The organism is Sphaerisporangium flaviroseum, assembly GCF_039537005.1.
Lineage (GTDB): Bacteria > Actinomycetota > Actinomycetes > Streptosporangiales > Streptosporangiaceae > Sphaerisporangium > Sphaerisporangium flaviroseum.
The window spans coordinates 681,079-705,983 of sequence record NZ_BAAAZR010000008.1; the positions used below are offsets into that span (position 1 = coordinate 681,079).

Here is a 24,905-nt window from a genome sequence, read left to right on the forward strand (position 1 = left end):
CACCTGTCCCTGCGAGAAGAGAAGAGATCGACATGACCAATCCGTTCGAGAACCCCGACGGCGTCTATTCCGTGCTGGTCAACGACGAGGGCCAGCACAGCCTGTGGCCCGAGTTCGCGGAGGTCCCGGCCGGCTGGACCGTCGCCCACGGCGGGACCCGCCAGGAGTGCCTCGGCTACATCGAGGCCAACTGGACCGACATGCGGCCGAAGAGCCTCGTGGAGCAGGAGGGCTGACCCGGCGGGCGGGTACGCGAAAAGGGGCCGGACCGCGAAGCGTGCTTCGCGGCCCGGCCCTTTCCGGTGTCAGGCGATCAGGAGGTCGGCTCGGCCACCTTCGTGGCGGTGTCGCCGTCGACCGCCGCCGCCAGCTGCGGCACGAGCCGTTCGATGACGTAGGGCAGGCTCAGCACGGTGACGAACGAGAAGGCCTTGCCGTAGTCGCTTGTCTCGGCGAGGAAGACCTCCCGGCCCTGCTTGACGACGTTCAGGTCCTTGTAGAGCTTGTCGCCGTGCAGCTTGGCCGAGTCCTTGGCGGTGTCGGGCACGGTCCACACGATCGCGTCCTGGTCGAGCAGGTCGCCGCGTTCCTTGCTGATGCTGGCGCCGAACTGGTCGCCGATGACCTTGTCCAGGTCCGAGGGCAGCGCGAAGCCGAGCGAGGTGAGGGTGCGGGAGCGCGGGTCCTGGCTGCCGTAGACGAAGAACCCCTCCCACGGCGTGGCGACCACGGCCGTGGTCCCCGCGAACTCCGGGTGCTCCTTCCTGACGGCCGCGAACTCCGCCTCGACGTCCTCGACGAGCTTCTTGCCCTCGGCCTCCTTCCCGAGGGCCTTACCGATGGTCGTGGTCTGCTCCTGCCAGGGGATGCCGTAGTCGTTGTACTGCTTCGGCTGGGCCACGACGGGAGCGAGCTTGGACAGGGTCGCGTACTGCTCCTTGGTGAGGCCGGCGTACAGCGCGAGGATCAGATCCGGGGCGAGCGCGGCGATCTTCTCCACCTGCGGGCCCGTGCCGGTGTCCTTCATCATCGTCGGCGTGGCGGCGCCGTTCAGCTTGCCGGCGGCCCATGGGCCGATGGCCCCGGCGTAGCCCCCGACCCAGTCGGTGGTGCCGACGGGGACCTTGCCGAGGGCGAGCACGGCGTCCTGGTCGGTCAGGCCGACCGTGACGATCCGCTTGGGCTCGGACTTGATCGTGGTGGCGCCGAACTTGTGCTCGATCGTCACGGGGAAGGCGCCGGCCGCCGGAGCGGCGGAGCCGGAGGTGGTGCCGGCGCCGGTGGCCGTGGCGGGGGACTCGGAGCCGGAGCCGCATGCGGCGACGGAGCCGAACAGCAGGACGGAGACAAGGGCCACGGTGAGCCGGTTGCCTACGGGGGAGCGGAGCATCAGGGGGTCCTTCACGTTCTCGTCAGATGGTGGATGCGTCGTGCGTGGGGGGTCGGTGATGGGCCGTGGAACGGGTGGCCGACCACGCCTCCCAGAGAGCGGCGTAGGTCCCTCCCGCGGCGCTCAGCTCGTCGTGCCCGCCGCTCTCGACGATCCGGCCCTCGTCCATGACGATGACGCGGTCGGCGGTCGCGGCCTGGGCGAGACGGTGGGCGACGACCAGGGCGGTGCGGCCCTCGATCGCCAGTTCGGTGGCCTTCTCCAGGGTGCGGGCCCCGGTGCTGCCCGCCTCGGCGGTCGCCTCGTCGAGGACGGCGATCGGCGGGTCGGCCAGGACCAGGCGGGCGAGGGCGAGGTGCTGGGCCTGGGTGGCGGTGAGGCGGTGGCCGCCTTCGCCGACGACCGTCCGCAGGCCTTCGGGTAACGCCTCGGCCCAGGCCAGCGCGTCCACCCGGGCGAGGGCCTCGCGCAGGTCGTCGTCGGTGGCGCCGGGACGGGCCAGCCGCAGATCGTCGGCGAGCGGCCCCGCGAAGACGTGCACCTCCTGGGTGATCAGGGCGACCGTACGGCCGGTCCCGCGCCGGTCGGCGGCCAGCCGTACCGATCCGGTGGCCGGACGGTGGATGCCGGCGATCAGCTTGGCGAGCGTGGTCTTGCCCGCGCCGCTCGGGCCGACCAGCGCCACGCGTTCGCCCTCGTGGAGGGTGAGGTTCACGTCGTGCAGCACGGGCCGGCCTGGCTCGTACGCGTGCCCGAGCCCGGTGACCGTCACCACCCCGTCCAGGGGGGCCCGCGGCCGTTGACGCGAGATGCCCGGCGCCTCAGACGCGGGCCGGTCGGCGGCCTGCTCAGAGGGGGGCGGGCCGGTGGCTTCCTCCGGCGCGGGCCGGTCGGCGACCCCGACCAGCCTGGCGAGGCCCGCGGCGGCCGACTGCGCGTCGTCGACCAGCACCAGAGCGGTGTTGACCGGCGCGAACAGGCTGTGGAAGTAGAGCGCGGCCGCCGTCGCGGTGCCGATGGAGGCCGATCCGCTGCGTACCAGCAGGAAGCCGACCACCAGCACCGCGGCGAGCCCGGTGTACTCGGCCAGGTGCAGACGGCTGTAGAACCGCAGCACCAGCCGGACCCCGCGCATCGTCAGCTCCACCGCGGCCCGGGACCGCCGGGCGACGTGCTCGGCGTGCTCGGCCTCGAGCCGGAACGCCCGCACGGTGGCGGCGCCCCCGATGCTGTCGAGCAGTTGCTGTTGCTGCGCCCCGTTGGCGACGCGCTGCTCGGCGTAGAGCGGGACGGCGTTGCGCACGTACCAGCGCGCGGTGTGCGCCTGGATCGGCACGGCGAGCAGCGCCGCGACCAGGAACCGCCAGTCGAGCACGGCCAGCGCCCCGAAGGTCAGCACGATCGCCAGCAGCGAGCGGGCCAGTTCGGGCAGGGCGGTTCGCACCGCCTCGGCCACCTGCGAGACGTCGCCGGTGGCACGGGCTACCAGGTCGCCGGAGCCGGCCTCCTCCACCTGTTCCAGCGGCAGCCGCAGGGCGCGTTCGATGAACCGCTCGCGCAGCCGGGCGAGCACGGTCTCCCCGAGCCGCGAGATCAGCGACAGCCCGAGCGAGGTGGTGGCTCCCTGCGTGACCGCGACCAGCACCAGGAGGATCGCCGGGAGTGTGAGCGTCTCCATGGGCCGCCGGCCGGCGACCAGGTCCACGATGTGACCCAGCAGCGGTTGGGTGAGCAGTCCCACGGCGGTCGCCGCGACCATCACGGCGAACCCGCCGACCGCCAGCCCGCGGTGCGGGCGCAGCAGCACGCGGACGGTCGCGCGTACCTGAGCCGGGGACGCGGTGGGCAGCAGCTCGCGAGCCCTGTCCTGCGTCATGCGAGCACCGCCGTCCGGTTCGCGGTGGGCAGCAGCTCGCGAGCCCTGTCCTGCCTCATGCGAGCACCGCCGTCCGGTAGGCGGAATGGCGTCGTACCAGGTCGGCGTGCGGGGCCGTGTCGGTGACGCGTCCGTTGTCGAGCAGCACCACCCGGTCCGCGACCGCGAGCAGCGCGGGACTGGTGGTGACCAGGATCGTCGTGCGGTTCCGGCGGATCTCCCGGATGCCGCCGGCGATACGCGCCTCGGTCACCGCGTCGACGGCGGTGGTGGGGTCGTGCACCACCAGCACGGGCCGGTCGGCGGCCAGGGCGCGGGCGAGGGCCACGCGCTGGCGCTGCCCGCCGGACAGCGAGCGCCCGCGCTCGCTCACCAACGTCTGGCCGCCTCGCGGCAGGGCCCGGACGATCTCGTCGGCGGCGGCGGCCGCCATCGCGCGGTCCAGGTCGGCCGACTCGGGAGCGGCGGCGCCGGTGTTGCCGATCACGGTGCCCTCGAACAGTTCCGCGTCATGCTCGGCCACCAGCACCGCCATGCGGATGTCGGCCGGGTCCAGGTCGCGCAGGGGTATCCCGTCCAGCTCGACCACCCCGGCGTCGGGGTCGGCCTGCCGGCTCAGGCAGCGCAGCAGAGCGGTCGCGTCGGCCGGGTCGGTCGCGGCGACGCCGAGCACCTCGCCGGGCCCGACGTGCAGATCGACCTCCCGCAGCCCGCCGTGGCTGACGCCACGCAGCCGCATCTCCCCCCGCACCGGTCGCGGCAGCCGCATGCCGCCGGCCGTGACGGCAGGCGGCGCCGACAGGACCCCGGCGATGCGCGCCGCCGAGGCGCGGCCCTGGGCGAACTCGGCGTTCACCCAGGAGAGCACCTCCAGCGGACCCAGCAGGAAGAGCGCGAGCCCGACCGCCGACACGAGTTGGCCGAGGCTGATGTCCCCCTGGGCCGCGAGCCGCCCGCCGACCAGCGCGACGACGGCGATGAAGCCGCCGGTCAGGGCGAGCACCATGCCGCTTTGCATGGCCTCGGCCCGCGCCGCCCGCATCGTGGCCACCAGCGAGTCACGGCTGGTACGCCGGTAGCGGGCGACCGCCGCGGACTCCGCGCCGATGCCCTTGAGCACGCGCAACCCGGTCACCAGGTCGGCGGCGACGCCCGACGCGTGCGCGACCCTCTCCTGTTCGGCCTCGCTGCGCCGCTCCAGCGGCTTGCTCAGCAGGTGCCCGAGCCAGAGGAGCACCGGCGTTCCCATCAGCACTATGAGCCCGAGCGTCAGCGAGGTCCACAGCAGCACCACGGCGCCGACCAGCAGCCCCATCAGCGCCGACAGCGCGGAGACCACGGCCATGTTCACGGCGCCGACCCGCTTGGCGTCCTCGGTGCCGATGCTGGCCAGGGCGCCGGGCAGCCGGCCGTTCTCGGCTCCGCCTCCGGGGCCGAGCACACGCCGTACGAGGTCCACGCGCAGGGCGTGCCCGGCCTGCTCGGAGGCCCGCTCTCCGGCGCGCGCGCCGAAGCGGAAGCCGAACGACAGGCCCACGTACACCACGGCGAGGACGGCGAGCCAGCGCAGCAGGGCGCCGAGGTCGGCGCGGGCGACGGCCTGGTCGATGACGACGCCGATGAGGAGCGGGACCAGGGCCTCCCCGGCCTGGTGCGCGGCTCCGAGGAACGATCCGAGCGTGACATCCCCTCGCTGCCCCCAGATGGCCCGCCGCAGCACATCGCGTCCCGACGGCTCGGTTACATCCACCCGTATCCCTCCGGCTTAGCCGACCCTAACTTAGGTAAGGCTAGTCTAATAAGAGGGTCATGAGCCAGCCTGGGGATCGTGCGGTGACCGGCGCGGAGATCTACCGAGGACCCCGCCTGACGGTCCGGCCAAGGTAGGCGGCGAGACGGTCGGCGGCGCTCGCGCCCTCGGGAACCTCCTGTGCCGGAGCGAAGGAGCCGCCAGGCGTCCGTGGCAGGTCACCGTAGATGGCCCGCACGGAGGGCAAGGTGGCCTCGGCGACGTCGGGAGCGAGGTCGGTGGACCGGCCGGTCGCCGTGGCCAGGTCCCAGCCGTGGACGAGCATTTCGATGACGACCTGCTCGACCAGCCGCCAGCCAGGCGCCGGCCCGTACTGTTCCTCCAGAGCGACGTCACATGGGAGGCCGTGCGAGATGCGTATGAGCGGCCCTGAAAGTTGCATGAGACCGCCGGACATTGGGTGAAAGTTTCGGGGAGTTCGGCCATGTTGCAGCAGCGTGGCAAGTGCTTAAGCGGTTAATGACGCCGAAAATTTTCCGTCATACATTGACATGTTTCGTAACGCTTCACAGAATGTGCCACGGAAGGGCTCTCCACGACATTCACCCGGGTGGTCGGCACATTCGCATCCCGCCGCGGTTCCGTACCCCAGGCACGTCGGCCGCTGAACCGTGGCATCGCACGCACGTCCCACGTCCCCGATCTGTGTTCCAGTGGAGGAACAAGCATGATCGACAATGCCGTTCCCGTCGGCAGAGACAAGAGACGCCGCTCAGGCATCCGCAGCGCGCTCGTCATCGGCGCCGTCGGCGTCATCGGCGCGGCCTTCGCCCTGGCCGTGCCGTTCACCGCCAGTGCCGCCGGTACGTTGGGCGCGGCGGCGGCCGCCGACTGCAGCGCCGGATACGTCGGCCTGACCTTCGACGACGGGCCCAACCCCAGCAACACCACCACCCTGCTGAACACGCTGAGATCGAACGGCGTGCGCGCCACGCTGTTCAATATCGGGCGGAACGCTCAGAACAACGCGTCGCTGGTCAGGGCCCAGCGCGACGCCGGCATGTGGATCGGTAACCACAGCTGGACGCACCCGCATCTGACCCAGATGAGCAGCTCGCAGATGCAGTCGGAACTGCAGCAGACCCAGCAGGCCATCCAGCAGATCACCGGCACCGCGCCGAGGTTGTTCCGGCCTCCGTACGGGGAGACCAACGCCACGCTCAAGTCGGTCGAGCAGCAGCTCGGCCTCACCGAGATCCTCTGGGACGTCGACTCCCAGGACTGGAACGGCGCGAGCACCGCCCAGATCGTCCAGGCCGCCGGCAATCTGCGAGCCGGCCAGACCATCCTCATGCACGACCAGTACGCCACCACGATCGCGGCGATCCCGCAGATCGTCGCGAACCTGAAGAGCCGCAACCTGTGCGCAGGCATGATCTCGCCGTCGACCGGCAGGGCCGTCGCCCCCGATGGCGGCACCAACCCGACGCCTCCGCCGTCGACCCCCACGCCTCCGCCCGGTGGCGGCTGCACGGCCACGGTGTCCGCGGGCCAGAGCTGGAGCGACCGGTTCAACCTGTCGGTCACGGTCTCGGGAAGCAGTTCGTGGATCGTCACGGTGACCCTGCGCAGCCCGCAGAGGGTCATCGCCACCTGGAACGGCAGCCCGACCTGGGACGCCAGCGGAAACGTCATGACGATGCGGCCCAACGGCAGCGGGAACACCTTCGGGTTCACGGTCCAGCACGGCGGCAACACGACCTGGCCATCGGTCTCCTGCCGGACGGGCTGACACCCGCGCCCCTGAACGGTGACCGAAGAAGGAGCGTGTGGTGTGGTGCTCTCCCGAGTACCACACCACACGCTTTCCGGCCAGACGCCGCCATCCCTGGCGTACAGCTGTCCGCCCGCCGTGCCCTGGTACCGGGGCTCATGGGCGGCTGAGGAAAGTGATTCCCATCGTGACCGTAGAGACAGACCCCACCACTCCGATCTGGAACGACCCCGATCAGGACGTGGAGACCCGCGTCGACGCCCTGATCACGGAGATGACCCTGGCGGAGAAGGTCGCACAGCTCTTCGGCGTCTGGGTCGGCGCCTCCGGCGACGGGGGAGAGGTGGCGCCGCACCAGCACGACATGGAAGAGACGGTGGACCTGGACGCGTTGCTGCCGGACGGCCTCGGGCAGCTGACGCGCCCCTTCGGCACGGCTCCGGTCGACCCCGCCATCGGGGCGCTGTCCCTGCTCAGAACCCAGGAACGGATCACCGGCGCCAACCGGTTCGGGATTCCCGCCCTGGCCCATGAGGAGTGTCTCGCCGGCTTCGCCGCCTGGGGCGCCACCGCCTATCCCGTGCCGCTCTCGTGGGGGGCCACGTTCGATCCCGCGCTGATCCGCGAGATGGCGGGCGCGATCGGCGCCGACATGCGCTCGGTCGGGGTGCACCAGGGCCTCGCCCCCGTGCTCGACGTGATACGCGACGTCCGGTGGGGCCGGGTGGAGGAGACCATCGGAGAGGACCCCTACCTGGTCGGCACCATCGCCACCGCCTACATCCGGGGTCTGGAGTCCGCGGGGATCGTCGCGACGCTCAAGCACTTCGCCGGCTACTCGGCCTCCGTCGCCGGGCGCAACCTCGCACCGGTGGCGATGGGGACCCGCGAGCGCGCCGACGTGATGCTGGTGCCGTTCGAGATGGCAGTGCGGGAGAGCGGTGTGCGGTCGGTCATGCACGCCTACACCGACACCGACGGGGTGCCGTCCGCGGCCGACGAGTGGCTGCTGACCGTGCTGCTGCGCGACACCTGGGGCTTCGACGGCACGGTGGTGGCCGACTACTTCGGCATCGCCTTCCTCAAGACGCTGCACGGCGTGGCGGGATGCTTCGGTGAGGCCGCAGGCGCCGCCCTGGCCGCCGGTGTGGACGTCGAGCTTCCGACCGTGAAGACGTTCGGACGGCCCCTGCTGGACGCGGTCGCCGCGGGCCGGGTCCCGATCGCCCTGATCGACCGGGCGCTGCGGCGCGTCCTGATCCAGAAGGCGCGGCTCGGACTCCTGGACCCGGGCTGGAGCCCCGTGCCGCCGGGGCTGGCCGGCGCCGACCTGAGCGACGCCGAGGCACTGCGCGGATCGGTCTGCCTCGACTCTGCCGCCAACCGGGCGATCGCCCGGCGGATGGCCGAGCGGGCCATCGTCCTGCTCCGCAATGACGGGACGCTGCCGCTCCGGCGGCCGGGAAGGATCGCGCTGATCGGTCCCAACGCCGACGACCCGCTGGCCGTCCTCGGCTGCTACTCCTTCCCCGTCCACGTGGGTGTGCGGTACCCCGAGATGCCCGCAGGCATCGACCTGCCCACCCTGCGCGAGGCCCTCGCGGCCGAGTTCCCCGGCACCGAGATCGTCACCGCGCTCGGCGCCACCGTCGACGGTCCCGGCACCGGCGGCTTCGCCGAGGCGATCGAGCTGGCCCGAGGCGCGGACGTCGTCGTCGCGGCGCTCGGCGACCGGGCCGGGCTCTTCGGGCGGGGCACGAGCGGTGAGGGGTGCGACGCGGAGTCCGCGGCGCTGCCCGGAGTCCAGCAGGACCTGCTCGACGCCCTCATCGGCACGGGAACGCCGGTGGTCGCGACCCTGCTGTCCGGCAGGCCGTACGCGCTCGGCCGCGCCGCGGAGGACGCGGCCGCGATCGTCCAGTCCTTCTTCCCCGGCCAGGAGGGCACCTCGGCCATCGCCGGTGTGATCAGCGGGCGTCTCGACCCTGCCGGACGCCTGCCGGTGAGCATTCCCCGGCGGCCCGGCGTGCATCCGTCCAGCTACCTGTCCGCGCGGCTGGCCCACGCCAGCGAGGTGTCCAACATCGACCCGACTCCGGCCTTCGGCTTCGGCCACGGCCTGACCTACACCGCGTTCGAATGGTCCGGGCTGGAGGTCGGCGTCGCGGAGACCGGCACGGACGGGGAGGTGAACCTCGGCTTCACGCTGCGCAACAGTGGGGACCGCGAGGGCGGCGAAGTCGTGCAGCTCTACCTGCACGACCCGGTGGCCTCCGTGGTGCAGCCGGTCCAGCGCCTGGTCGGGTACGTGCGGGTGCCGCTCGCCCCCGGTGAGGCGCAGCGCGTGCGGGTCACCGTGCCCGCCGACGTCGCGTCCTTCACCGGCCGCGACGGCCGGCGGATCGTCGAACCGGGAGAGCTGGAGCTGCGCCTCGGCGCCTCCAGCACCGACCCGCGCCTCACCGCGACGGTGACGCTCACCGGGCCGGTGCGCCATGTGGACCACACCCGCCGGTTGCACGCCACCTTCACCCTTTCGTGCGACGATCACGCCACCGGGCCCGGTCACCGGCCGTGACCTGTACTCGCGGGTCCACGAGGGACTCACCGCTCAAGGCGGCGGACGAAGAGTGACCCGCCGCCTGCCGCAGCGCCGGCGGCATCAGTCGACAGTGAATGAGGACACGGCATGAATGCCATGCGAATCCCGCCCCGAGGCTCCTTGCGCCGAGGGCTGTCCAGAGTGCTGACGGTGGTGGCGGTCGTCGCCGCCTCCGGCCTCACCCCCGCGCACGCCGGGACCCTCTCGTCGGCCCGCGCGGCGTACCCCAACCCGGGGGTCGTCACCGGAGCCATCTCGGTCCACGACCCGTCGATGGTCAAAACGCCCTCGGGCGGCTACATCCTCGTGCACACCGGCGACAACATCGCCATCAAGACCTCCACCGATCGGACGGCCTTCCGCGACGCCGGCACGGTCTTCCCGGGGGGCGCGTCCTGGACCACGACGTACACGGGTGGCAGCCGTAACCTCTGGGCGCCGGACATTTCCTACCGTAACGGCCGCTATTACCTGTACTACTCGGCGTCCACCTTCGGTTCCAACCGTTCCGCGATCTTCCTGGCGACCAGCACGACCGGGGCCTCCGGTAGCTGGACCAACCATGGCCTGGTCATCGAGTCCAGGAGCTCGGACAACTTCAACGCCATCGACCCCAACCTCATCGTCGACGACCAGGGCCGCTGGTGGCTGTCGTTCGGCTCGTTCTGGTCGGGCATCAAGCTCGTCCAGCTCGACCCGGCGACCGGCAAGCGGTCGAACAGCACCATCCGCGCCATCTCCGGACGCAACGGCGGTGCGATCGAGGCGCCGTACATCTTCAAGCGCGGCTCGTACTACTACCAGTACGTGTCGTTCGACCGGTGCTGCCAGGGCGCGTCCAGCACGTACCGGGTGATGGTGGGGCGCTCGACCAGCGTCACCGGACCGTACGTCGACCGCAACGGCGTGGCGATGACATCCGGTGGCGGCACCGAGATCCTGGCCGGGCACGGCAGCATCCACGGCCCCGGTCACCAGGCGATCCTGGCCGACTCCGACGCCGACGTGCTCGTCTACCACTACTACGCCGACAACGGCGCGGCTCGGCTCGGCATCAACCTCCTGGCCTACGACTCCGCCGGCTGGCCGTACGTCTACTGACCCTCTGACGCCATGATTCGCGAACGCGTTCGGCCGGTGCGGTCGCCGAGGAGGCGGCGGCACCAGCCGGCGCCAAGCCTGGAGGCCACGGCCCGCGCCGGCCATCCATAGCCCGGTGAGAGGGGCCGGATGGTATGTCCGCCGGTGATCGGCCCCGTCATACCGTGACGGCACCCCCCGATCTGAGGAGCCTCCATGATTCTCATCCGCCTGTCGGCGGCCGGTGCGGCGCTCGCGATCGTCTCTCTTGTGCTCCCTGTCGCCCACGCAACGGCCGCGCCCGCCGAGGTCCTCTCCGCGGCCGCCCCCGGGATGGAACCACCGCCGGGACTGATCGAGGCGATGCGGCGCGACCTGGGCCTCACCCGCGAGCAGGCCGTCACCCGCCTGGACAACGAGGAGAAGGCCCGCCGGCTCCAGCCCAGGCTGCGCGCCGAACTCCAGGACCGGTACGGCGGATCCTGGGTGGACCGCGAAGGCAGGCTGGTGGTGGCCACCACCGACGGCGCCGGTGCCGCCACCGTCATCGCCGCGGGCGTCCGGGCGAAGGTCGTCGGCCGCTCGCTGGCCGCGCTCACCTTGGTCAAGGACGCGCTGGACGCCGCCTCGAAGACGGCCGCGGGCGGGGCGGTGCCGGTCTGGTTCGTGGACGAGCAGGCCAACACCGTCGTGGTCCAGGCGCTGGACGCCGCGGCGGGCGAGGCGTTCGTGGCCGCGAGCGGCGTGGACCGCGCCGCCGTACGGGTCGAGACCATCGCCGATCGGCCGGTCACCTTCGAGAACCTGCGCGGCGGCGACGCGTACTACATCGGCTCCTCGCGCTGCTCGATCGGCTTCTCGGTGACCCGCGGGAGCACCCCGGGCTTCGTCACGGCCGGGCACTGCGGCAATCCCGGTGCCGGCACCACCGGCTCGAACGGGCTGAGCCAGGGCACGTTCCAGGCGTCATCGTTCCCCGGCAACGACTACGCCTGGGTCGCGGTCAACGGGCAGTGGGCCGCGCGCCCGGCGGTCAACGCCTACGGGTCCGGTCAGATCCCGGTCTTCGGCTCCGCCGAGGCGCCGGCCGGCTCGGCCGTATGCCGGTCGGGCTCCACCACGCAGTGGCACTGCGGCACCATCCAGCAGCGCGACACCAGCGTCACCTACGCCCAGGGCACGGTCGACCAGGTCGTGCGCACCAACGTGTGCGCCGAGGCCGGCGACTCCGGCGGCTCCTTCATCTCCGGCTACCAGGCGCAGGGCGTCACCTCGGGCGGCTCCGGCAACTGCAGCGCCGGCGGCACCACCTTCTTCCAGCCGGTCAACGAGATCCTCGCCGCCCACGGGCTCACGCTGGTCACCGCGCCCACCCAGTGCACGGGCCATCAGAACCTCCACTTCAACGAGATGACGGCCAGTCAGGGCCCCGTCGGCCTCCTGGTGCCGAACCGCGGGATCCACCCGCCGTCGGGCTACACCTCCGCCACCTCCGGCACGCACACGGGTTGCCTGGACGGGTCCGGCACCTCGCGCATGCGCCTCAGCCTGGAGAAGTACACCTGCTGCGGGCCGTTCGGCATCCCATCTTGGGTGGAGGTGGCGACCACCGGAACCGGTCCCACCCTCAAGACCCTGACCACCGGCCAGGGCCCCGGCACCTACCGGTGGGTGGTCAGCGTCAGTGACGCCTACGTCGGGCCCACGACCCCGATCGGCGAGTACTACCTCCTGGGCGCCAGCAACCCCGCCTGACCGCCCACCACCTGGTCAGGTCAGCTCGCCGCTCTCCATGTAGATCTCACGGTCGATCTTCAGCTGGGCGTTGAACTCGTGCGCGCCGGTGCGTGAGACGCCCAGCAGGAAGGTGCCGTCCACGGTCTCGCCCGCCGTCAGCCGATGCCGGGGAGTGTCCGTACGGCTGACGGTCACGGGCACGGCGAGGTCGAAGTCGGCGGCGAGGACGTCGGCGGGCACCTGCGGGTCCGGCGCGTGCTGGACCGAGCCGGGCACCATGCGGGCCTTGAGCACCTGGTCGAAGTCGGGCCGCGCGGTGATCTCGTGCGCGAGGAAGAGGTCTCCGGCCTTGCCGAAGCACAGGTAGCGCAGCGGGGCTCTGTCGTCGTGCCGCGCCTCCGGGTCGAGCGGACGGTAGTGCGCGACGCGCCGGATCCGCGCCGTGGCGTCCCGGGCGATCGGGTGCCCCCCGCGCTCGAAGTGCCCGTGGAAGATCGTCCCCACCAGCGAGGTCCGCGCCGGCCCGCCGTCGGCCGGGTCGAGCTCGACGAGCGGGAACGGGCGTGGAGCGAAGGTGTACAGGTCGCCGCCGGTGGTCTTGGCGTCGGCGCGCAGGGCCTCTCGCACCTCGTCGTCGAACTCGATCTCCAGAAGCACCTGGAACCGGTGCGCCACGACGCTGAACATCGGCAGGTGCGAGAAGTAGAACCTGTCGTCCCCCACCACCAGGAGCATCCCGTGGACGGCGAACGTGTCCCCGTGATCGTGATGTTCGTGTGCGTGTGTCGTCGCCATCATCCGCCTCCAAGGAATGTCGTCACCATCAGTACGACCCTCGGCGGCGGCACGAACATGAGTAGGGGCCTACTCAACCTTGGCCGTACCGTTCCGTCCCTCATACACTCCCCGGCGTAGTTTGACGCGGCCGGCAAGCGCGTGCACGATCATGCCCCTCGCGGCCCACCGGACCGGGCCCGCTTCCTGGGCGGGCCCGGTCCGGTGGCAGAACCTAGCTCTGCTTCTCGATCGGCACGCGCTGGGTCGCCTGCTTCTCTTCCGCCAGAGGGATGTCCACTTCGAGGATCCCGTCGTGGTAGACGGCCCTGACATCCTTCTCGTCGGCGTTCGGCGGCAGCGCTATCGAGCGGCTGAACTCGCCGTACCTGAACTCGGTGCGGTGCGGTTCCGACCGCTCCTCCTTGCGCTCGCCGTGGATGGTCAGCACTCCGTTGGAGACGGTTACCTCCACGTCGTTCTCGGGGTCGATGCCGGGTACCTCGGCGCGGACGACGTAGTGGCCGTCCTTGACGGTGTCCTCGAAACGGACCATCTGGGTCCCGCCGTACGGCCGGGCGCCGGTGAAGGGCGCCTCCAGCCAGTCCAGCAGATCGGGTACCAGGCCCCTCGACTCCCGGCGGGTTGGCATGGCCATGTCGACCTCCTCGCTCTCTGCTGCTTCACCTCCCATCTGATCACCGTACGGGTCCCCGGGTGCAGGGGCCGTAGGTCCCGAATGTCAGGGACATTCGGCCTCGCGGCCGGTGGCCGCCCCGGCTGCCGTTCCACCCCCTTCTCGCCTCATCTCTGGACGGTTTCCGGGTAGGGCCGGATCATGGCGACAATCCAGCGCCCGCGGGTCGCGCGGCCGGTGATGTACCACCAGTGGTCTCATATGACCTTCATCCACTGGCGGTACCCTCCCGGCCTGGTCCAGTCGTTTCTGCCCGGCGGGCTCACGGCCGAGGAGTTCGACGGCCACGCCTGGGTCGGTCTCACCCCCTTTCTCATGGAGCACGTGCGGGCACCGGGGGTGCCGGCGCTGCCGTGGCTGTCACGGTTCCCCGAGACGAACGTGCGCACGTACGTACGTGACGAGCAGGGCCGGAGCGGCCTCTGGTTCTTCTCGCTGGACGCCGGGCTGCTTCCCGCCGTACTCGGCGCCCGGGCGGGCTACCGCCTGCCGTACTACTGGTCGGACATGGGCGTGCGGGCCGAGGCCGAACGACGGACCTACCGCTGCCGGCGCCGCTGGCCTGGCCCCTCGGACGCACGATGCGACGCCGAGGTGGAACTCGGTGCGCCGCTGGACGGCCCCGAGCGCGACGAGCTGGCGGACTTCCTGGTCGAGCGCTATCGGCTGTTCACCGTCATCGGGGGCAGGCTGGCCTCCGCCGAAGTGGAGCATCGCCCGTGGCCGCTGCGGCACGCCCGGCTGACCCATCTCGATCAGACGCTCCTCCAGGCGGGAGGACTCACCACCCCCGGCCATGACCCGCTCGTGCACGCCTCTCCAGGGGTGAGGGTGCGCATAGGGATGTGGAGCCGGGTCCGACCAGCGCACGCGGCTTGAACCCCGCCAGGAGTCTCCTGGCGGGCTTTCTCCGGTGGCGGCCATTCCGCGGCAGCCGAGTGACGCTCCTCGATCGTGGATCGCCGTTAGTGGCTCAGGCCGCCGACCAGCCGCCGTCGACCGGGACGATCGCGCCGTTGACGAACGAGGCGGCGTCGGAGGCGAGGAAGAGGGCGGCGTCGGCCATCTGCTCCGGGTGGGCGATGTGCTCGCCGAGGGCGATCACCGGGTTGAGCCGGGCGGCGCCGATCGGATCGAAGGACGTGTTCGTGGCGATGCCGGTCATGGTGGGGCCGGGCAGGATGGCGTTGCACCGGATGCCCTCCTTGGAGTACGCCCAGGCGACGCTCTTGGTGAGACCGACGACACCGTGCTTGGAGGCGGTGTAGGCGGCGCCCGCCGCCCCGCCGCGGATGCCGGCCTCGGAGGCGGTGTTGACGATCGCGCCGCGGCCCTGGCGCAGCATGTGCGGCAGGACCGCGTGGGTGACGAGGAAGGTTCCGGTCAGATTGATACGCAGGACCCGCTCCCACAGCTCGACCGGCAGGTCGGCGGGCAGCGCCATGGTGTCCATGATCCCGGCGTTGTTGCACAGGACGTCGATGCGGCCGTACGCGGTGATCGCGGCGGCCACGAGTGCGCCGACCGACGTCTCATCGGCGATGTCGGCGGTCACGGCGATGGCGGCCTCGCCGATCTCCGAGGCGGTGTGCTCGGCGCTTTCCCGGTTGACGTCGCAGGCGACGACGCGGGCGCCGTCCTTGGCGAAGGCCACGGCCATCGCCCTGCCGATCCCGGATCCCGCACCCGTGATCAGGGCGACGCGGTCGTCGAACGTGCTCAAGAGTTCGGCCTTTCGTTCAGAGGGCGCCGGCGCTGGACGGTGAGAGCACCGGAGGAGGACGAGGGCGGGACCGGCGCCTTCGCCGGCCGGGGGACGACCGGCAGGTGCACGTCGTCAGGGCCTCCCGTAACAACCGGACAGTGCTGTCCGGTTGTTACAGTAACCGCTGTGCCGCCGCCGCGTCGACTGAACAGAGGGCCGAGCGCCGCCCTGGAGAACCGGGCGGCGCTGGTGGCGGCGGCGCGTGAGGTCTTCGCCACGGCCGGGTACGACGCGCCGCTCAGCATGGTCAGCCGCGCCGCCGGGGTCGGCCAGGGCAGCCTCTACCGGCACTTCCCCGACCGCATCAGCCTCGCGATGGCCGTGTTCGAAGACGGCGTCACCGAGTTGGAGGCGCTGGCCGCCAGGCCCGGCACCACCCTGACGGAGGTGCTCGCCCTGATGACGGAACAGACCATCGCCTCGACCGCGTTCGTCGACATGGTGACCACGCTTCCGATCGACCCCGACCACCGCATCCTCGGCGTGCGCGACCGCGTGGTGAACCTCCTGGCGAGCATGCTCCCCGACGCCCGCCGGGCGGGGGCCGTCCGCGCCGACGTCACGGCCGACGACCTGGTCCTGCTCATCAGCATGCTCGCCGCCGCCCTCGCCAGGACCCCGCCCCCCGATCGGCGCAGGGCCGCCGAACGGGTGTGGGATCTCCTCCGCAGAGGAATCGAGCCCTGACCAACGTGCCGGTCGGCCGCCTGACGTCGCCGTCACGGTATCCCGGCGCGGGCGGTCGGGATCGTGACGGGCGGCGTCAGGTCGACCGGCCGAGCATGGAGATGCGCATCGGATTTCGCGCTCTGCTCCAGCGATTCCCCGAGCTCCGCCTCACCGTCCCCGATACGGAACCCGCCTTTCGCGACCAGATGGAGGTCTACGGCGTGTTGCCGGTCACCTGGTGAGGGCCCGCGTCGCGGCGCAGGGGTGGGCGCTGGGTCCACGTGGCCCAGCGCCAGAGCCACTCCAAGGGGCCTTGGCGGTAACGGCGCAGCCAGAGCGTGGACAGCAGCCACTGGGGGAGGAGGATGGCCCCGGCGATCAGGAGTACCGTCGCCGAGGACCAGCCGTCCGGCGAGCCGCCGATGACGCGGGCGGTCAGCAGGACCAGGAGCGTGGCGGACAGGTAGTTGGTCAGCGCCATCCGGCCCAGCGGTGCGAAAGCCGCCTGCAGCACCGGCCGGAGCGACGTTCTGAGCAGGAGCAGCAGGACGCACACGTACACGCCCGCCATCAGCAGCCCGGCGAGACCGAACCAGGAGTTGAATCGCGCGTCGCCGGCCGGTGTTCCGAGCTGCAGCCACACAGCGGGTACCGCCGCTGACGCGAAGACCAGGCCCAGCGCGGCCGGAACACGGGTGGAGCGATCGATCCGGTCGACCACGCCGTACCGGGTCAGCGCCGAGCCCAGCAGGAACAGTCCCGGCACCAGCGGTATGCCGTTGCTGTTGAGGATCAGTGGCGTCGCGATGAGGGCGGCGGCGAGCCCCGCGACGGCCCAGCGCGGCAGCCAGGTCGAGGGCAGCAGCACCACCAGGCCGGTGACGGCGTAGATGGTGAGCACGTCGCCCCGCCACAGCAGGAACATGTGAGCCAGGCCCAGGGCCAGCAGCACCAGGAGCCTGCGCACCAGGACCACCCGCGGGCGCGGAACGCGGCTTCTCGCGGAGTCCAGCAGCAGCGAGAAGCCGATGCCGAACAGCAGGGAGAAGATCGGGAAGAAACGCTGGTCGACGAACAGCCCCAGCCCCGGCCAGGCGTCGTCCGGACTCATCGTCACCACAGCTTGTGTGACCTGTTCGGTGTGGACCATGTGCGCGATCGGCTTGACGTTGGCCAACAGGATGCCGCACAAGGCGAACCCACGCAGCACGTCGAGCGCGGCGATACGCGGCCGGCTGGAGGAAGTCGTGGTGGGCTGTCCGATTCCTGTGGCTTCCGGCATCGGGGGGAGTGTTTCATGGGGCATGGGGCCTCATCCTGCGGCTCCCGTGCCGATAAAGGATCAGTCAAAAGTTGGGTTGACGGCAGTCCGGGCCGTACTTCCGGCCGGTTCAGCGCGCGGATAGGCCCTGGAGCGGCGGAGAACCGCGCGGACGATCAGGGGCAGTGGCCGCTGGCCCTGGCCATACCGGCGAGCCCGCTCCGCGTCATCGCCACGCTCCGCGCGCTGCCTCCCGCGCTCAGCCGCTAGGTGGCGCATCTAAGGTAGATCATTCGAACCTGTGTACGAGTCTGTGGATACTGTGGATAACCGCTCCTGCAGACGGCTACGGGCTACGACGTCCATGGCCCCGAAGCGATCACATGGTCAACTGATCCTGCGCCGAGCCGCCTTACTGTCCACTGCATCTCCGCGGCGACGTGCATCAGCGCGACATCGTGGTCAAGGTGCTGGCCAAGGGCCTTGATCCCAAGGCGTGCCTGGCCGGGGAGCTGGCCCAGGGCCGGGCCGTCACGATCGGTGCCGACGACGAGGCGGCCGAGATCCTGCGCACCATGGCCACGCACAAGGTCCGACGGCTCCCCGTCATCGACGAGCACGAATTGGTCGGGATGGTGGCGCTGGCCGATGTGGCGGGCGCGCTGCCCCATTCCCCGGTCGGTGACCTGATCAACGCGTTCACCACCGCCTGAACCGGCGGCCCAGGGGATCACTTGAAGCGAGCCCTAATGGCCTGAGCGATATTCTCCCCGCATGGGACGTGATGAACGCGGTGTGACCCCTCAAAGTGAGGACTTCTCTGCCTGGTACAACGAGCTGGTGGCCAAGGCCCAGCTCGTGGACCGGGGACCGGCGAAGGGCACCATGGTCATCCGACCGTACGGCTACCGCCTCTGGGAACTTCTCCAAGGAGAACTGGACCAGCGGATCAAGGACACCGGTCACCAGAACGCCTACTTCCCGCTGCTGATCCCGGAGAGTTATCTGCGGCGGGAGGCTCAGCACGTCGAGGGCTTCTCTCCTGAGCTTGCGGTCGTCACCCACGCGGGCGGCAAGGAGCTGGAGGAGCCCCTGGTCGTCCGGCCCACCTCAGAGACGATCATCGGCGAGATGATGGCCAAGTGGGTCTCCTCCCACCGCGACCTGCCTCTGCTGCTCAACCAGTGGGCGAATGTCGTGCGCTGGGAACTGCGGCCCCGGATGTTCCTGCGCACCACGGAGTTCCTCTGGCAGGAGGGCCACACCGCGCACGCTGACAAGGCCGATGCGATGCGCGAGACGATGCTCGCCCTCGACCTGTACACCGAGGTCGCACGCGACATCGCGGCGATCCCGGTGGTGCCGGGTGAGAAGACCGCGGGGGAGCGGTTCGCCGGTGCGGTGCGCACCTTCACCATCGAGGGCATGATGCGCGACGGCAAGGCGCTTCAGGCAGGTACCTCCCACTACATGGGAACGAACTTCGCCAAGGCCTTCGAGATCCAGTACACCTCAGAAACCGGTCGGCTGGAACTGTGCCACACCACGTCCTGGGGCATGTCCACCAGGATGATCGGTGGCGTCATCATGACGCATGGCGACGACAAGGGCCTGGTCCTGCCACCCCGGCTCGCGCCACACCAGGTCGTGATCGTCCCCATCGGCCGCGGCGACCAGGCCCTGGACGCCGCTCGCGATCTCGCCGGCCGGCTCAAGGCGGCTGGTGTCCGGGTGCATGTCGATGACCGCGCCCACCTCTCGCCCGGTTACCGGTTCAACGACTGGGAACTACGCGGCGTACCCGTCCGGCTCGAACTTGGTCCGCGTGACCTGGAGTCCGGCACGGTGGTCATGGCCAAGCGGCTCGGCGACGAGGGCAAGCAGACGATCCCTCTCGACTCTGTAGCCCGCATCATGCCTGGCGTCCTGGAGGACTTCCAGGCCCTCCTCCTGCGGCGGGCCACCGGCTTCCGCGACGCCCACACACGCACCGTCGACGCCTGGGAGTCGTTCACCGACGCTGTCACCTCGGGCTGGGCTCTGGCTCTGCACTGCGGCAGCGCTGCCTGCGAGGATGACATCAAGGCCGAGACCGCTGCGACGCCTCGGTGTGTTCCGATCGGCGGAGCTTCCGAGACGGGGGTTTGCGTCCGTTGCGACCGGCCTGCCACATACGGCACGCGTGTCATCTTCGGCCGTTCTTACTGAGCCGGGCGCCCTTGAACCCGTCCCGCCATGAGCCACCTCCTCCCAAGGGGACGGCGACGGTGAAGGGTGAACCCGCGGATGTGGTGTCTGTCCGCGGTTCACGGATCGCGGGCGCGCCTTCAGGCGAACCCCTGGTGCGTTAGCGCTAACATCCTGCCTTTCGGTCGCGTGTTCTTCTTTGTCGAGTCGGCTGATGGTGGTGGAGGGCAGCAAATACGAGGCGGGAGGGGCCGTCAAGGGTCCAGCGCCCGGCGTGCCGGGAGGAGTGAGGGACGCGCGGGTTCATCTGGGGTTCGTGCGCGGCCTCACGTGATCATTAAGCGGGTGGTGCTGAAAGTTTCATCTCGATGTCGCGCCTTTCGGGGCTGGTGATGCCCGCAACTTTCTGCCGGAGTGGGCCGAAACTTTCTGGAGAAGCTTGACACTTTTCTTAATAGTTTCCACACTGAGTCACCGAGACGGTCTTCCTGCCAGGTCGGTGGTGCGCGGCAGAGGCGGCCGTCCGCGGCGCCCTGGTGGTGTGCGTTCCCTGATTGTGGGACGCGGCGTCGGCCCGCGGGATGTCCCCGCGTTTCCCCGCTTTTCCATGATCACATTATGGAGACTCAGTCATGGGCATGAACGCCATACCCCCGCCTGGATCCCGGCGCTTCATCGGGGGCCTCCGGGTCCTGCTCGCCGGTGCTCTCGGCGTGCTCGGCACGGTCACAGCGCTGACGGTGGCGGCTCCGGTCGATGCCGCGGCGTCGACTCTCGGCGCGGCGGCGGAGCAGAGCGGGCGGTACTTCGGCACCGCCATCAGCGCCGGCAAACTCGGTGACTCGCAGTACACCACGATCGCGAACCGCGAGTTCGACATGGTGACGGCCGAGAACGAGATGAAGATCGACGCCACCGAGCCCAACCGGGGGCAGTTCACCTTCACCAACGCCGACCGGGTCTACAACTGGGCCAGACAGAACGGCAAGCGGGTGCGCGGCCACACCCTGGCCTGGCACTCCCAGCAGCCCGGATGGATGCAGTCGTTGTCCGGCAGTTCGCTGCGTCAGGCGATGATCGACCACATCAACGGCGTGATGGCGCACTACCGGGGCAACATCTACGCCTGGGACGTGGTCAACGAGGCGTTCGCGGACGGCAACTCCGGCGGCCGGCGTGACTCCAACCTGCAGCGCACCGGCAACGACTGGATCGAGGTCGCCTTCCGCACCGCGCGGGCCGCCGACCCGGCCGCCAAGCTCTGCTACAACGACTACAACATCGACAACTGGACCTGGGCCAAGACCCAGGGCGTGTACAACATGGTGCGCGACTTCAAGCAGCGTGGCGTGCCGATCGACTGTGTGGGCCTGCAGTCGCACTTCAACAGCGGCAGCCCCTACAACAGCAACTACCGCACCACGATCTCCAGCTTCGCCGCCCTGGGCGTCGACGTGCAGATCACCGAGCTGGACATCCAGGGCGCCTCTGCCCAGACCTACGCCGCGGTGACCAACGACTGCCTGGCCGTGGCCCGCTGCACCGGCATCACCGTCTGGGGCGTCCGCGACCAGGACTCCTGGCGCTCGGGCGACACCCCGCTGCTGTTCAGCGGCGGCAACAAGAAGCCGGCCTACGACGCGGTGCTCAACGCGCTCAACAACGCGTCGCCGAACCCGACCCCGACCCCGACCCCGACGGTCACCCCCACCGTGACGCCCACGCCGGGCACCGGGTTCCGGCTGCGTAATGACGGAGCCGGGCGTTGTGTGGACTCGCCGAACAGCGCCACCGCCAACGGCACCCAGTTGCAGATCTACGACTGCCACACCAACCCCAACCAGAGCTTCACCTACACCTCCGGCAGGCAGCTGCAACTCCTCGGCAAGTGCCTGGACTCCCCGACCGGTGCCGGCTCGGGCACCCGCGTCCAGCTCTACGACTGCCACACCGGCAACAACCAGCAGTGGAACCGCAACTCCGACGGCACCATCACCAGCGTCGCCAACAACCTTTGCCTCAGCGTCACCGGCACCGGCAACACCTCCGGCGTGACCATCGCCACCTGCAACGGCCAGGCCACCCAGAGGTGGACCTGGGACGGGTACTCGGGAACCCCCGGCCCGACGCCGACGCCGACGCCCACCCCGACGCCGACCGGCACGTGTGCTCTTCCGTCGACGTACCGCTGGACCTCGACCGGCTCGCTGGCGACCCCGAAGTCGGGGTGGGTCTCGCTCAAGGACTTCACCGTCGCGCCCTACAACGGCCAGCACCTGGTCTACGCGACCACGCACGACACGGGCACCCGATGGGGCTCGATGAACTTCAGCCTCTTCTCCAACTGGTCGCAGATGGCCTCGGCGGCCCAGAACACCATGTCCGCCTCCACGGTGGCGCCCACGCTGTTCTACTTCGCCCCCAGGAACATCTGGGTGCTGGCCTACCAATGGGGCAGCACCCCCTTCTCCTACCGGACCTCCAGCGACCCCACCAACCCCAACGGCTGGTCAGCAGAGCAGCCCCTGTTCACCGGAAGCATCTCCGACTCCGGTACCGGACCCATCGACCAGACCCTCATCGCCGACAACACGAACATGTACCTGTTCTTCGCCGGGGACAACGGCAGGATCTACCGGGCGAGCATGCCCATCGGCAACTTCCCGGGCAACTTCGGCTCGACCTCGACCGTGATCATGAGCGACTCGACCAACAACCTGTTCGAGGCGGTGCAGGTCTACAAGCTGCAGGGCCAGAACCAGTACCTCATGCTCGTGGAGGCGATCGGCTCGCAGGGCCGCTACTTCCGCTCCTTCACCGCCACCAGTTTGAACGGGACCTGGACACCGCAGGCCGCCAGCGAGAGCAACCCCTTCGCCGGCAAGGCCAACAGCGGCGCCACCTGGACCAACGACATCAGCCACGGCGAGCTGGTGCGCAGCAACGCCGACCAGACCATGACCGTCGACCCCTGCAACCTGCAGCTGCTCTACCAGGGCCGCAGCCCCAGCTCCGGCGGCGACTACGGCCTGCTGCCCTACCGGCCGGGCGTGCTGACACTACAGCGCTGACCGACGAAACACAGCTCCGCCTCGGATGTTCCTGACGGTTCCCCCGCATCGGGCGAGCGCGATCAGGACCGGGTGGAACCGCAGCGGCGGGCTCGGCACAAGGCCGAGCCCGCCCGAGTCACGCAGAGAGCTCGCCGGAGCGGCAGCGGGCATCTTCGCCGACGCCTGGTGCGCTCAGGTGCGCAGATGTGCACTAATGCGCAGATGTGCACTAAGCGGTCGATGGCCGGACGCTCGGGGCGAGTTCGCTGCCGATTAAGCGATCAGAGGGTGGCCAGAGCGTTAAGTGCGGAGGTGAGGGTCTCACCGGTTTCGCTGAGCGGCTTCAGCCGGCCGACCAGTTCCTGCCGGTTCTGGGCCTCTGGCTGGGCGATGCGCACGCGAGTACGTTCGACGGCGTCTTCGAGCTGTTCGCGGTACTGGTTGAGGTTCTCCACCAGGTTGTCCACCATCGTCATTCCCTTGAGGCCGAGGGCCATCTCGAACTGCCGCTGAATCTCCTTCGCCTCGGCGTCCAGGGCGCTGATCCATGTTTGCTGCTCCACCTCCAGCAGGGTGCTCTTGTTCTTGCGGTATTGGATGGCCATGAAAACCAGCGCGGACACACCCATGACCACTGTCGCCGGCGGGACGGCGATACCTGCGGTGACCGCGCCGGCCATCCACGAACCCGCTGCGATGACCGGTGCCGAGGCGCCGATGAGGGCCGCGGTGCGCTGGATGTAGTCCTGCGTTGTGGGCCGGCTGCCCTGGGTCGTGGAATGCTCAGGTCGTTCATGTCGAACGAATAGCCGGGAAGCCGGCCGGCGATGTCGCTGTCGCCGAGGTGGAAATCGACCGCTCGCAGCATCTCCTGCTGGAAGCGGGGGAGCTGATTCTCCCAGAGGACCGCCGGTCCGTTCGGCTCATCCATCCAGCTCGCGAGTGCCTGGGTCTTTGCGACCTGGACCCGATTGGCCTTCGTCGCGTTGCGCACGTCGGTCGCGTGGATCATGGAGTCCAGCGTGGCGTGGAGATGGGCGGCGAGCCTGGCGAAGGGGCGTGCGGACCGTTGGATATAGCCCTGGAGTGCCTTCTCCAGCTCCTCGCGGATCCGGGGAATCGCGCGATTCAGTTTCTCCAGCCGCTCTCGCTGCCCGGCCAGCAGTTCGGCGAGTTCGTCGATGGGAAGGCGCTCCGCCTGGAGGCGTTCGGCGAGGGCACGAGACCTTGGGGCGAGTACTGACCTGGCCTCTCCGGCCGCCTTGGCGATATGCCTGCGCCCGGCCTCCTCGCCGATCAGGTCCTCCAGGGTCCGGCGCAGCGGAGGCATGCGGCTTTCCGCGACATGGCGGCCGTCATGAATGGGGTTCGGCGAGCTGTGGCCTGGCAGGTCGTAGAACTTCGCCGGTGCCCGACGTGCCGGGCTGAAACTTTCGGAGTCTTCAGGGCGTTTCCCCCGCCCCAGCAGCTTCCATCCGCACTTGTTGCCCAGCCGCGACGACTCGGAACTCTACCCCGTGTTAGCGCTGCCATCCTTCGGGTTCCCCTGTCATCGAGGGATGGAGGAGGCTGTCGGGGTCCGTCGCCATGCTCCTCGTGCGCGCCGCCTCATGGGTGCTGTGGGTCCGGGCAGGTATCGAGCATCCCGTCCAGCGCGGTCTTCTCCGGGGCCGTGACGGTCAGCTTGTACCGGGTCTTCACGTCGACCCAGGCTCGGCCGTACATGCACCAGAAGCTGCGCAGCGGCGGACGCCATCTGGCCGGGTTCCGGCCGCCCTTCGCACGGTTCGACGTCGCGGACACTGCGATGAGCTGAGGGGCGACCAGGTCGTTGGCGAACTTCCCGCGCTTGGCCACGGGCCATGTGTCCGCGCCGGACCGCCAGGCGTCCGCGAGGGGAACCAGATGATCGACCCTCATGGCGCCGGCCGAGGTCAGCCGCTTCCCGTCGTACTCGGAAAGCCACCTGCCGGACACCACCCGGCATCGAGAGTCACGGAGCACGTCGTTCCCGTCCCGCATGAGCACATGTTCACGGACATCGCATGAGTCGCCGAGGTCTGCCCAGTGAGGGAACCTCGCCGGGGAGTACCCGGTCATGGCGTGGGGCTTGGCGACGACCAACTCCGCCAGTTCGTTGCGTGCGATCCAGCCGGCGGACGGCTCGGGCAGCGTCACCGGTGAGGCCGTCGCCGATGATCCGGCAAGCGGGATGAGCAGTACGGCGGTGAGTGCGGTGGCCGCGGAACGCCACGGGGACGCGAGAAGCATGCCCTACGAATACCGGCCC

Annotated in this window: 21 protein-coding genes; 11 read left to right on the top strand and 10 right to left on the bottom strand. The window is 70.0% G+C overall.

Annotated features, from left to right (window positions below; translation table 11 throughout):
- Positions 1-32 precede the first annotated feature (32 nt).
- Positions 33-236: an MbtH family protein gene (locus ABD810_RS19195; protein WP_344941673.1), complete on the top strand. Its 204-nt coding sequence runs from the start codon at positions 33-35 to the stop codon at positions 234-236.
- A 77-nt stretch (positions 237-313) separates the two neighbouring features.
- On the opposite strand, the gene ABD810_RS19200 is transcribed toward ABD810_RS19195, so the two are convergent.
- From ABD810_RS19200 to ABD810_RS19215, 4 genes are all read right to left on the bottom strand, one after another.
- Complete coding sequence (locus ABD810_RS19200) at positions 314-1,390, bottom strand: iron-siderophore ABC transporter substrate-binding protein (RefSeq protein WP_344941676.1); 1,077 nt, start codon at positions 1,388-1,390, stop codon at positions 314-316.
- Positions 1,391-1,412: 22 nt separating this feature from the next.
- Positions 1,413-3,266, bottom strand: coding sequence for an ABC transporter ATP-binding protein (locus ABD810_RS19205; protein ID WP_344941679.1), 1,854 nt, complete (start codon positions 3,264-3,266; stop codon positions 1,413-1,415).
- A gap of 55 nt (positions 3,267-3,321) precedes the next feature.
- Complete coding sequence (locus ABD810_RS19210) at positions 3,322-5,016, bottom strand: ABC transporter ATP-binding protein (RefSeq protein ID WP_344941682.1); 1,695 nt, start codon at positions 5,014-5,016, stop codon at positions 3,322-3,324.
- Between the two features lie 100 nt (positions 5,017-5,116).
- Positions 5,117-5,458 (bottom strand): DinB family protein, encoded by a 342-nt coding sequence (locus tag ABD810_RS19215; protein WP_344941685.1) that lies wholly within the window; start codon positions 5,456-5,458, stop codon positions 5,117-5,119.
- A 285-nt stretch (positions 5,459-5,743) separates the two neighbouring features.
- Here ABD810_RS19215 and ABD810_RS19220 point away from each other — a divergent pair, with 285 nt between their 5' ends.
- From ABD810_RS19220 to ABD810_RS19235, 4 genes are all read left to right on the top strand, one after another.
- On the top strand, positions 5,744-6,808 hold the full coding sequence (locus tag ABD810_RS19220; RefSeq protein ID WP_344941688.1) for a polysaccharide deacetylase family protein: 1,065 nt from the start codon (positions 5,744-5,746) through the stop codon (positions 6,806-6,808).
- A gap of 169 nt (positions 6,809-6,977) precedes the next feature.
- A complete protein-coding gene (locus ABD810_RS19225; RefSeq protein WP_344941691.1) occupies positions 6,978-9,368 on the top strand; it encodes a beta-xylosidase/alpha-l-arabinosidase in 2,391 nt (796 codons plus the stop codon).
- A gap of 111 nt (positions 9,369-9,479) precedes the next feature.
- Positions 9,480-10,493 (top strand): arabinan endo-1,5-alpha-L-arabinosidase, encoded by a 1,014-nt coding sequence (locus tag ABD810_RS19230; protein WP_344941694.1) that lies wholly within the window; start codon positions 9,480-9,482, stop codon positions 10,491-10,493.
- A 195-nt stretch (positions 10,494-10,688) separates the two neighbouring features.
- The gene (locus tag ABD810_RS19235; RefSeq protein WP_344941697.1) at positions 10,689-12,227 is read left to right on the top strand and encodes a S1 family peptidase; all 1,539 of its coding nucleotides are present in this window, start codon (positions 10,689-10,691) and stop codon (positions 12,225-12,227) included.
- Positions 12,228-12,242: 15 nt separating this feature from the next.
- Here ABD810_RS19235 and ABD810_RS19240 read toward each other — a convergent pair whose 3' ends face one another.
- Both ABD810_RS19240 and ABD810_RS19245 read right to left on the bottom strand, forming a co-directional pair.
- On the bottom strand, positions 12,243-13,004 hold the full coding sequence (locus ABD810_RS19240) for a hypothetical protein (protein ID WP_344941700.1): 762 nt from the start codon (positions 13,002-13,004) through the stop codon (positions 12,243-12,245).
- 214 nt (positions 13,005-13,218) lie between these two features.
- The gene (locus tag ABD810_RS19245) at positions 13,219-13,641 is read right to left on the bottom strand and encodes an Hsp20/alpha crystallin family protein (RefSeq protein ID WP_344941703.1); all 423 of its coding nucleotides are present in this window, start codon (positions 13,639-13,641) and stop codon (positions 13,219-13,221) included.
- Positions 13,642-13,821: 180 nt separating this feature from the next.
- On the opposite strand from ABD810_RS19245, the gene ABD810_RS19250 reads away from it, so the two are divergent.
- Positions 13,822-14,559 carry a YqjF family protein gene (locus ABD810_RS19250; protein ID WP_344941706.1) on the top strand — a complete coding sequence of 246 codons (738 nt, stop codon included), beginning with the start codon at positions 13,822-13,824 and terminating at the stop codon, positions 14,557-14,559.
- Between the two features lie 94 nt (positions 14,560-14,653).
- Here ABD810_RS19250 and ABD810_RS19255 read toward each other — a convergent pair whose 3' ends face one another.
- Positions 14,654-15,403: an SDR family NAD(P)-dependent oxidoreductase gene (locus ABD810_RS19255; protein ID WP_344941709.1), complete on the bottom strand. Its 750-nt coding sequence runs from the start codon at positions 15,401-15,403 to the stop codon at positions 14,654-14,656.
- Between the two features lie 168 nt (positions 15,404-15,571).
- Between ABD810_RS19255 and ABD810_RS19260 the strand changes: the two genes are divergently transcribed.
- Positions 15,572-16,132, top strand: a complete 561-nt coding sequence (locus ABD810_RS19260) for an SbtR family transcriptional regulator (RefSeq protein ID WP_344941714.1) — start codon at positions 15,572-15,574, stop codon at positions 16,130-16,132.
- A 196-nt stretch (positions 16,133-16,328) separates the two neighbouring features.
- Here the strand turns inward: ABD810_RS19260 and ABD810_RS19265 are convergent, their stop codons facing one another.
- Complete coding sequence (locus ABD810_RS19265; protein ID WP_344941717.1) at positions 16,329-17,420, bottom strand: DUF418 domain-containing protein; 1,092 nt, start codon at positions 17,418-17,420, stop codon at positions 16,329-16,331.
- A 395-nt stretch (positions 17,421-17,815) separates the two neighbouring features.
- On the opposite strand from ABD810_RS19265, the gene ABD810_RS19270 reads away from it, so the two are divergent.
- The 3 genes from ABD810_RS19270 (at position 17,816) to ABD810_RS19280 (ending at position 22,633) form a co-directional block, all read left to right on the top strand.
- Positions 17,816-18,088, top strand: coding sequence for a CBS domain-containing protein (locus ABD810_RS19270; protein WP_344941720.1), 273 nt, complete (start codon positions 17,816-17,818; stop codon positions 18,086-18,088).
- 82 nt (positions 18,089-18,170) lie between these two features.
- Positions 18,171-19,583, top strand: a complete 1,413-nt coding sequence (gene proS, locus ABD810_RS19275) for a proline--tRNA ligase (protein ID WP_344941723.1) — start codon at positions 18,171-18,173, stop codon at positions 19,581-19,583.
- A gap of 617 nt (positions 19,584-20,200) precedes the next feature.
- Positions 20,201-22,633 (top strand): non-reducing end alpha-L-arabinofuranosidase family hydrolase, encoded by a 2,433-nt coding sequence (locus ABD810_RS19280; RefSeq protein WP_344941726.1) that lies wholly within the window; start codon positions 20,201-20,203, stop codon positions 22,631-22,633.
- A gap of 263 nt (positions 22,634-22,896) precedes the next feature.
- On the opposite strand, the gene ABD810_RS19285 is transcribed toward ABD810_RS19280, so the two are convergent.
- On the bottom strand, positions 22,897-23,295 hold the full coding sequence (locus ABD810_RS19285; RefSeq protein ID WP_344941729.1) for a hypothetical protein: 399 nt from the start codon (positions 23,293-23,295) through the stop codon (positions 22,897-22,899).
- Positions 23,296-23,459: 164 nt separating this feature from the next.
- Between ABD810_RS19285 and ABD810_RS19290 the strand changes: the two genes are divergently transcribed.
- Positions 23,460-23,858: a hypothetical protein gene (locus ABD810_RS19290; RefSeq protein WP_344941732.1), complete on the top strand. Its 399-nt coding sequence runs from the start codon at positions 23,460-23,462 to the stop codon at positions 23,856-23,858.
- A 365-nt stretch (positions 23,859-24,223) separates the two neighbouring features.
- Here ABD810_RS19290 and ABD810_RS19295 read toward each other — a convergent pair whose 3' ends face one another.
- A complete protein-coding gene (locus ABD810_RS19295) occupies positions 24,224-24,886 on the bottom strand; it encodes a GmrSD restriction endonuclease domain-containing protein (RefSeq protein ID WP_344941735.1) in 663 nt (220 codons plus the stop codon).
- Between the last annotated feature and the right edge of the window lie 19 nt (positions 24,887-24,905).

Coding starts and splice junctions, on each gene's coding strand:
- ABD810_RS19195 (WP_344941673.1), top strand. CDS start 33: ATGACCAATCCGTTCGAGAACCCCGACGGCGTCTATTCCGTGCTGGTC.
- ABD810_RS19200 (WP_344941676.1), bottom strand. CDS start 1,390: ATGCTCCGCTCCCCCGTAGGCAACCGGCTCACCGTGGCCCTTGTCTCC.
- ABD810_RS19205 (WP_344941679.1), bottom strand. CDS start 3,266: ATGACGCAGGACAGGGCTCGCGAGCTGCTGCCCACCGCGTCCCCGGCT.
- ABD810_RS19215 (WP_344941685.1), bottom strand. CDS start 5,458: ATGCAACTTTCAGGGCCGCTCATACGCATCTCGCACGGCCTCCCATGT.
- ABD810_RS19220 (WP_344941688.1), top strand. CDS start 5,744: ATGATCGACAATGCCGTTCCCGTCGGCAGAGACAAGAGACGCCGCTCA.
- ABD810_RS19230 (WP_344941694.1), top strand. CDS start 9,480: ATGAATGCCATGCGAATCCCGCCCCGAGGCTCCTTGCGCCGAGGGCTG.
- ABD810_RS19235 (WP_344941697.1), top strand. CDS start 10,689: ATGATTCTCATCCGCCTGTCGGCGGCCGGTGCGGCGCTCGCGATCGTC.
- ABD810_RS19240 (WP_344941700.1), bottom strand. CDS start 13,004: ATGGCGACGACACACGCACACGAACATCACGATCACGGGGACACGTTC.
- ABD810_RS19245 (WP_344941703.1), bottom strand. CDS start 13,641: ATGGCCATGCCAACCCGCCGGGAGTCGAGGGGCCTGGTACCCGATCTG.
- ABD810_RS19250 (WP_344941706.1), top strand. CDS start 13,822: ATGGCGACAATCCAGCGCCCGCGGGTCGCGCGGCCGGTGATGTACCAC.
- ABD810_RS19265 (WP_344941717.1), bottom strand. CDS start 17,420: ATGCCCCATGAAACACTCCCCCCGATGCCGGAAGCCACAGGAATCGGA.
- ABD810_RS19280 (WP_344941726.1), top strand. CDS start 20,201: ATGAACGCCATACCCCCGCCTGGATCCCGGCGCTTCATCGGGGGCCTC.
- ABD810_RS19285 (WP_344941729.1), bottom strand. CDS start 23,295: ATGGCCGGCGCGGTCACCGCAGGTATCGCCGTCCCGCCGGCGACAGTG.
- ABD810_RS19295 (WP_344941735.1), bottom strand. CDS start 24,886: ATGCTTCTCGCGTCCCCGTGGCGTTCCGCGGCCACCGCACTCACCGCC.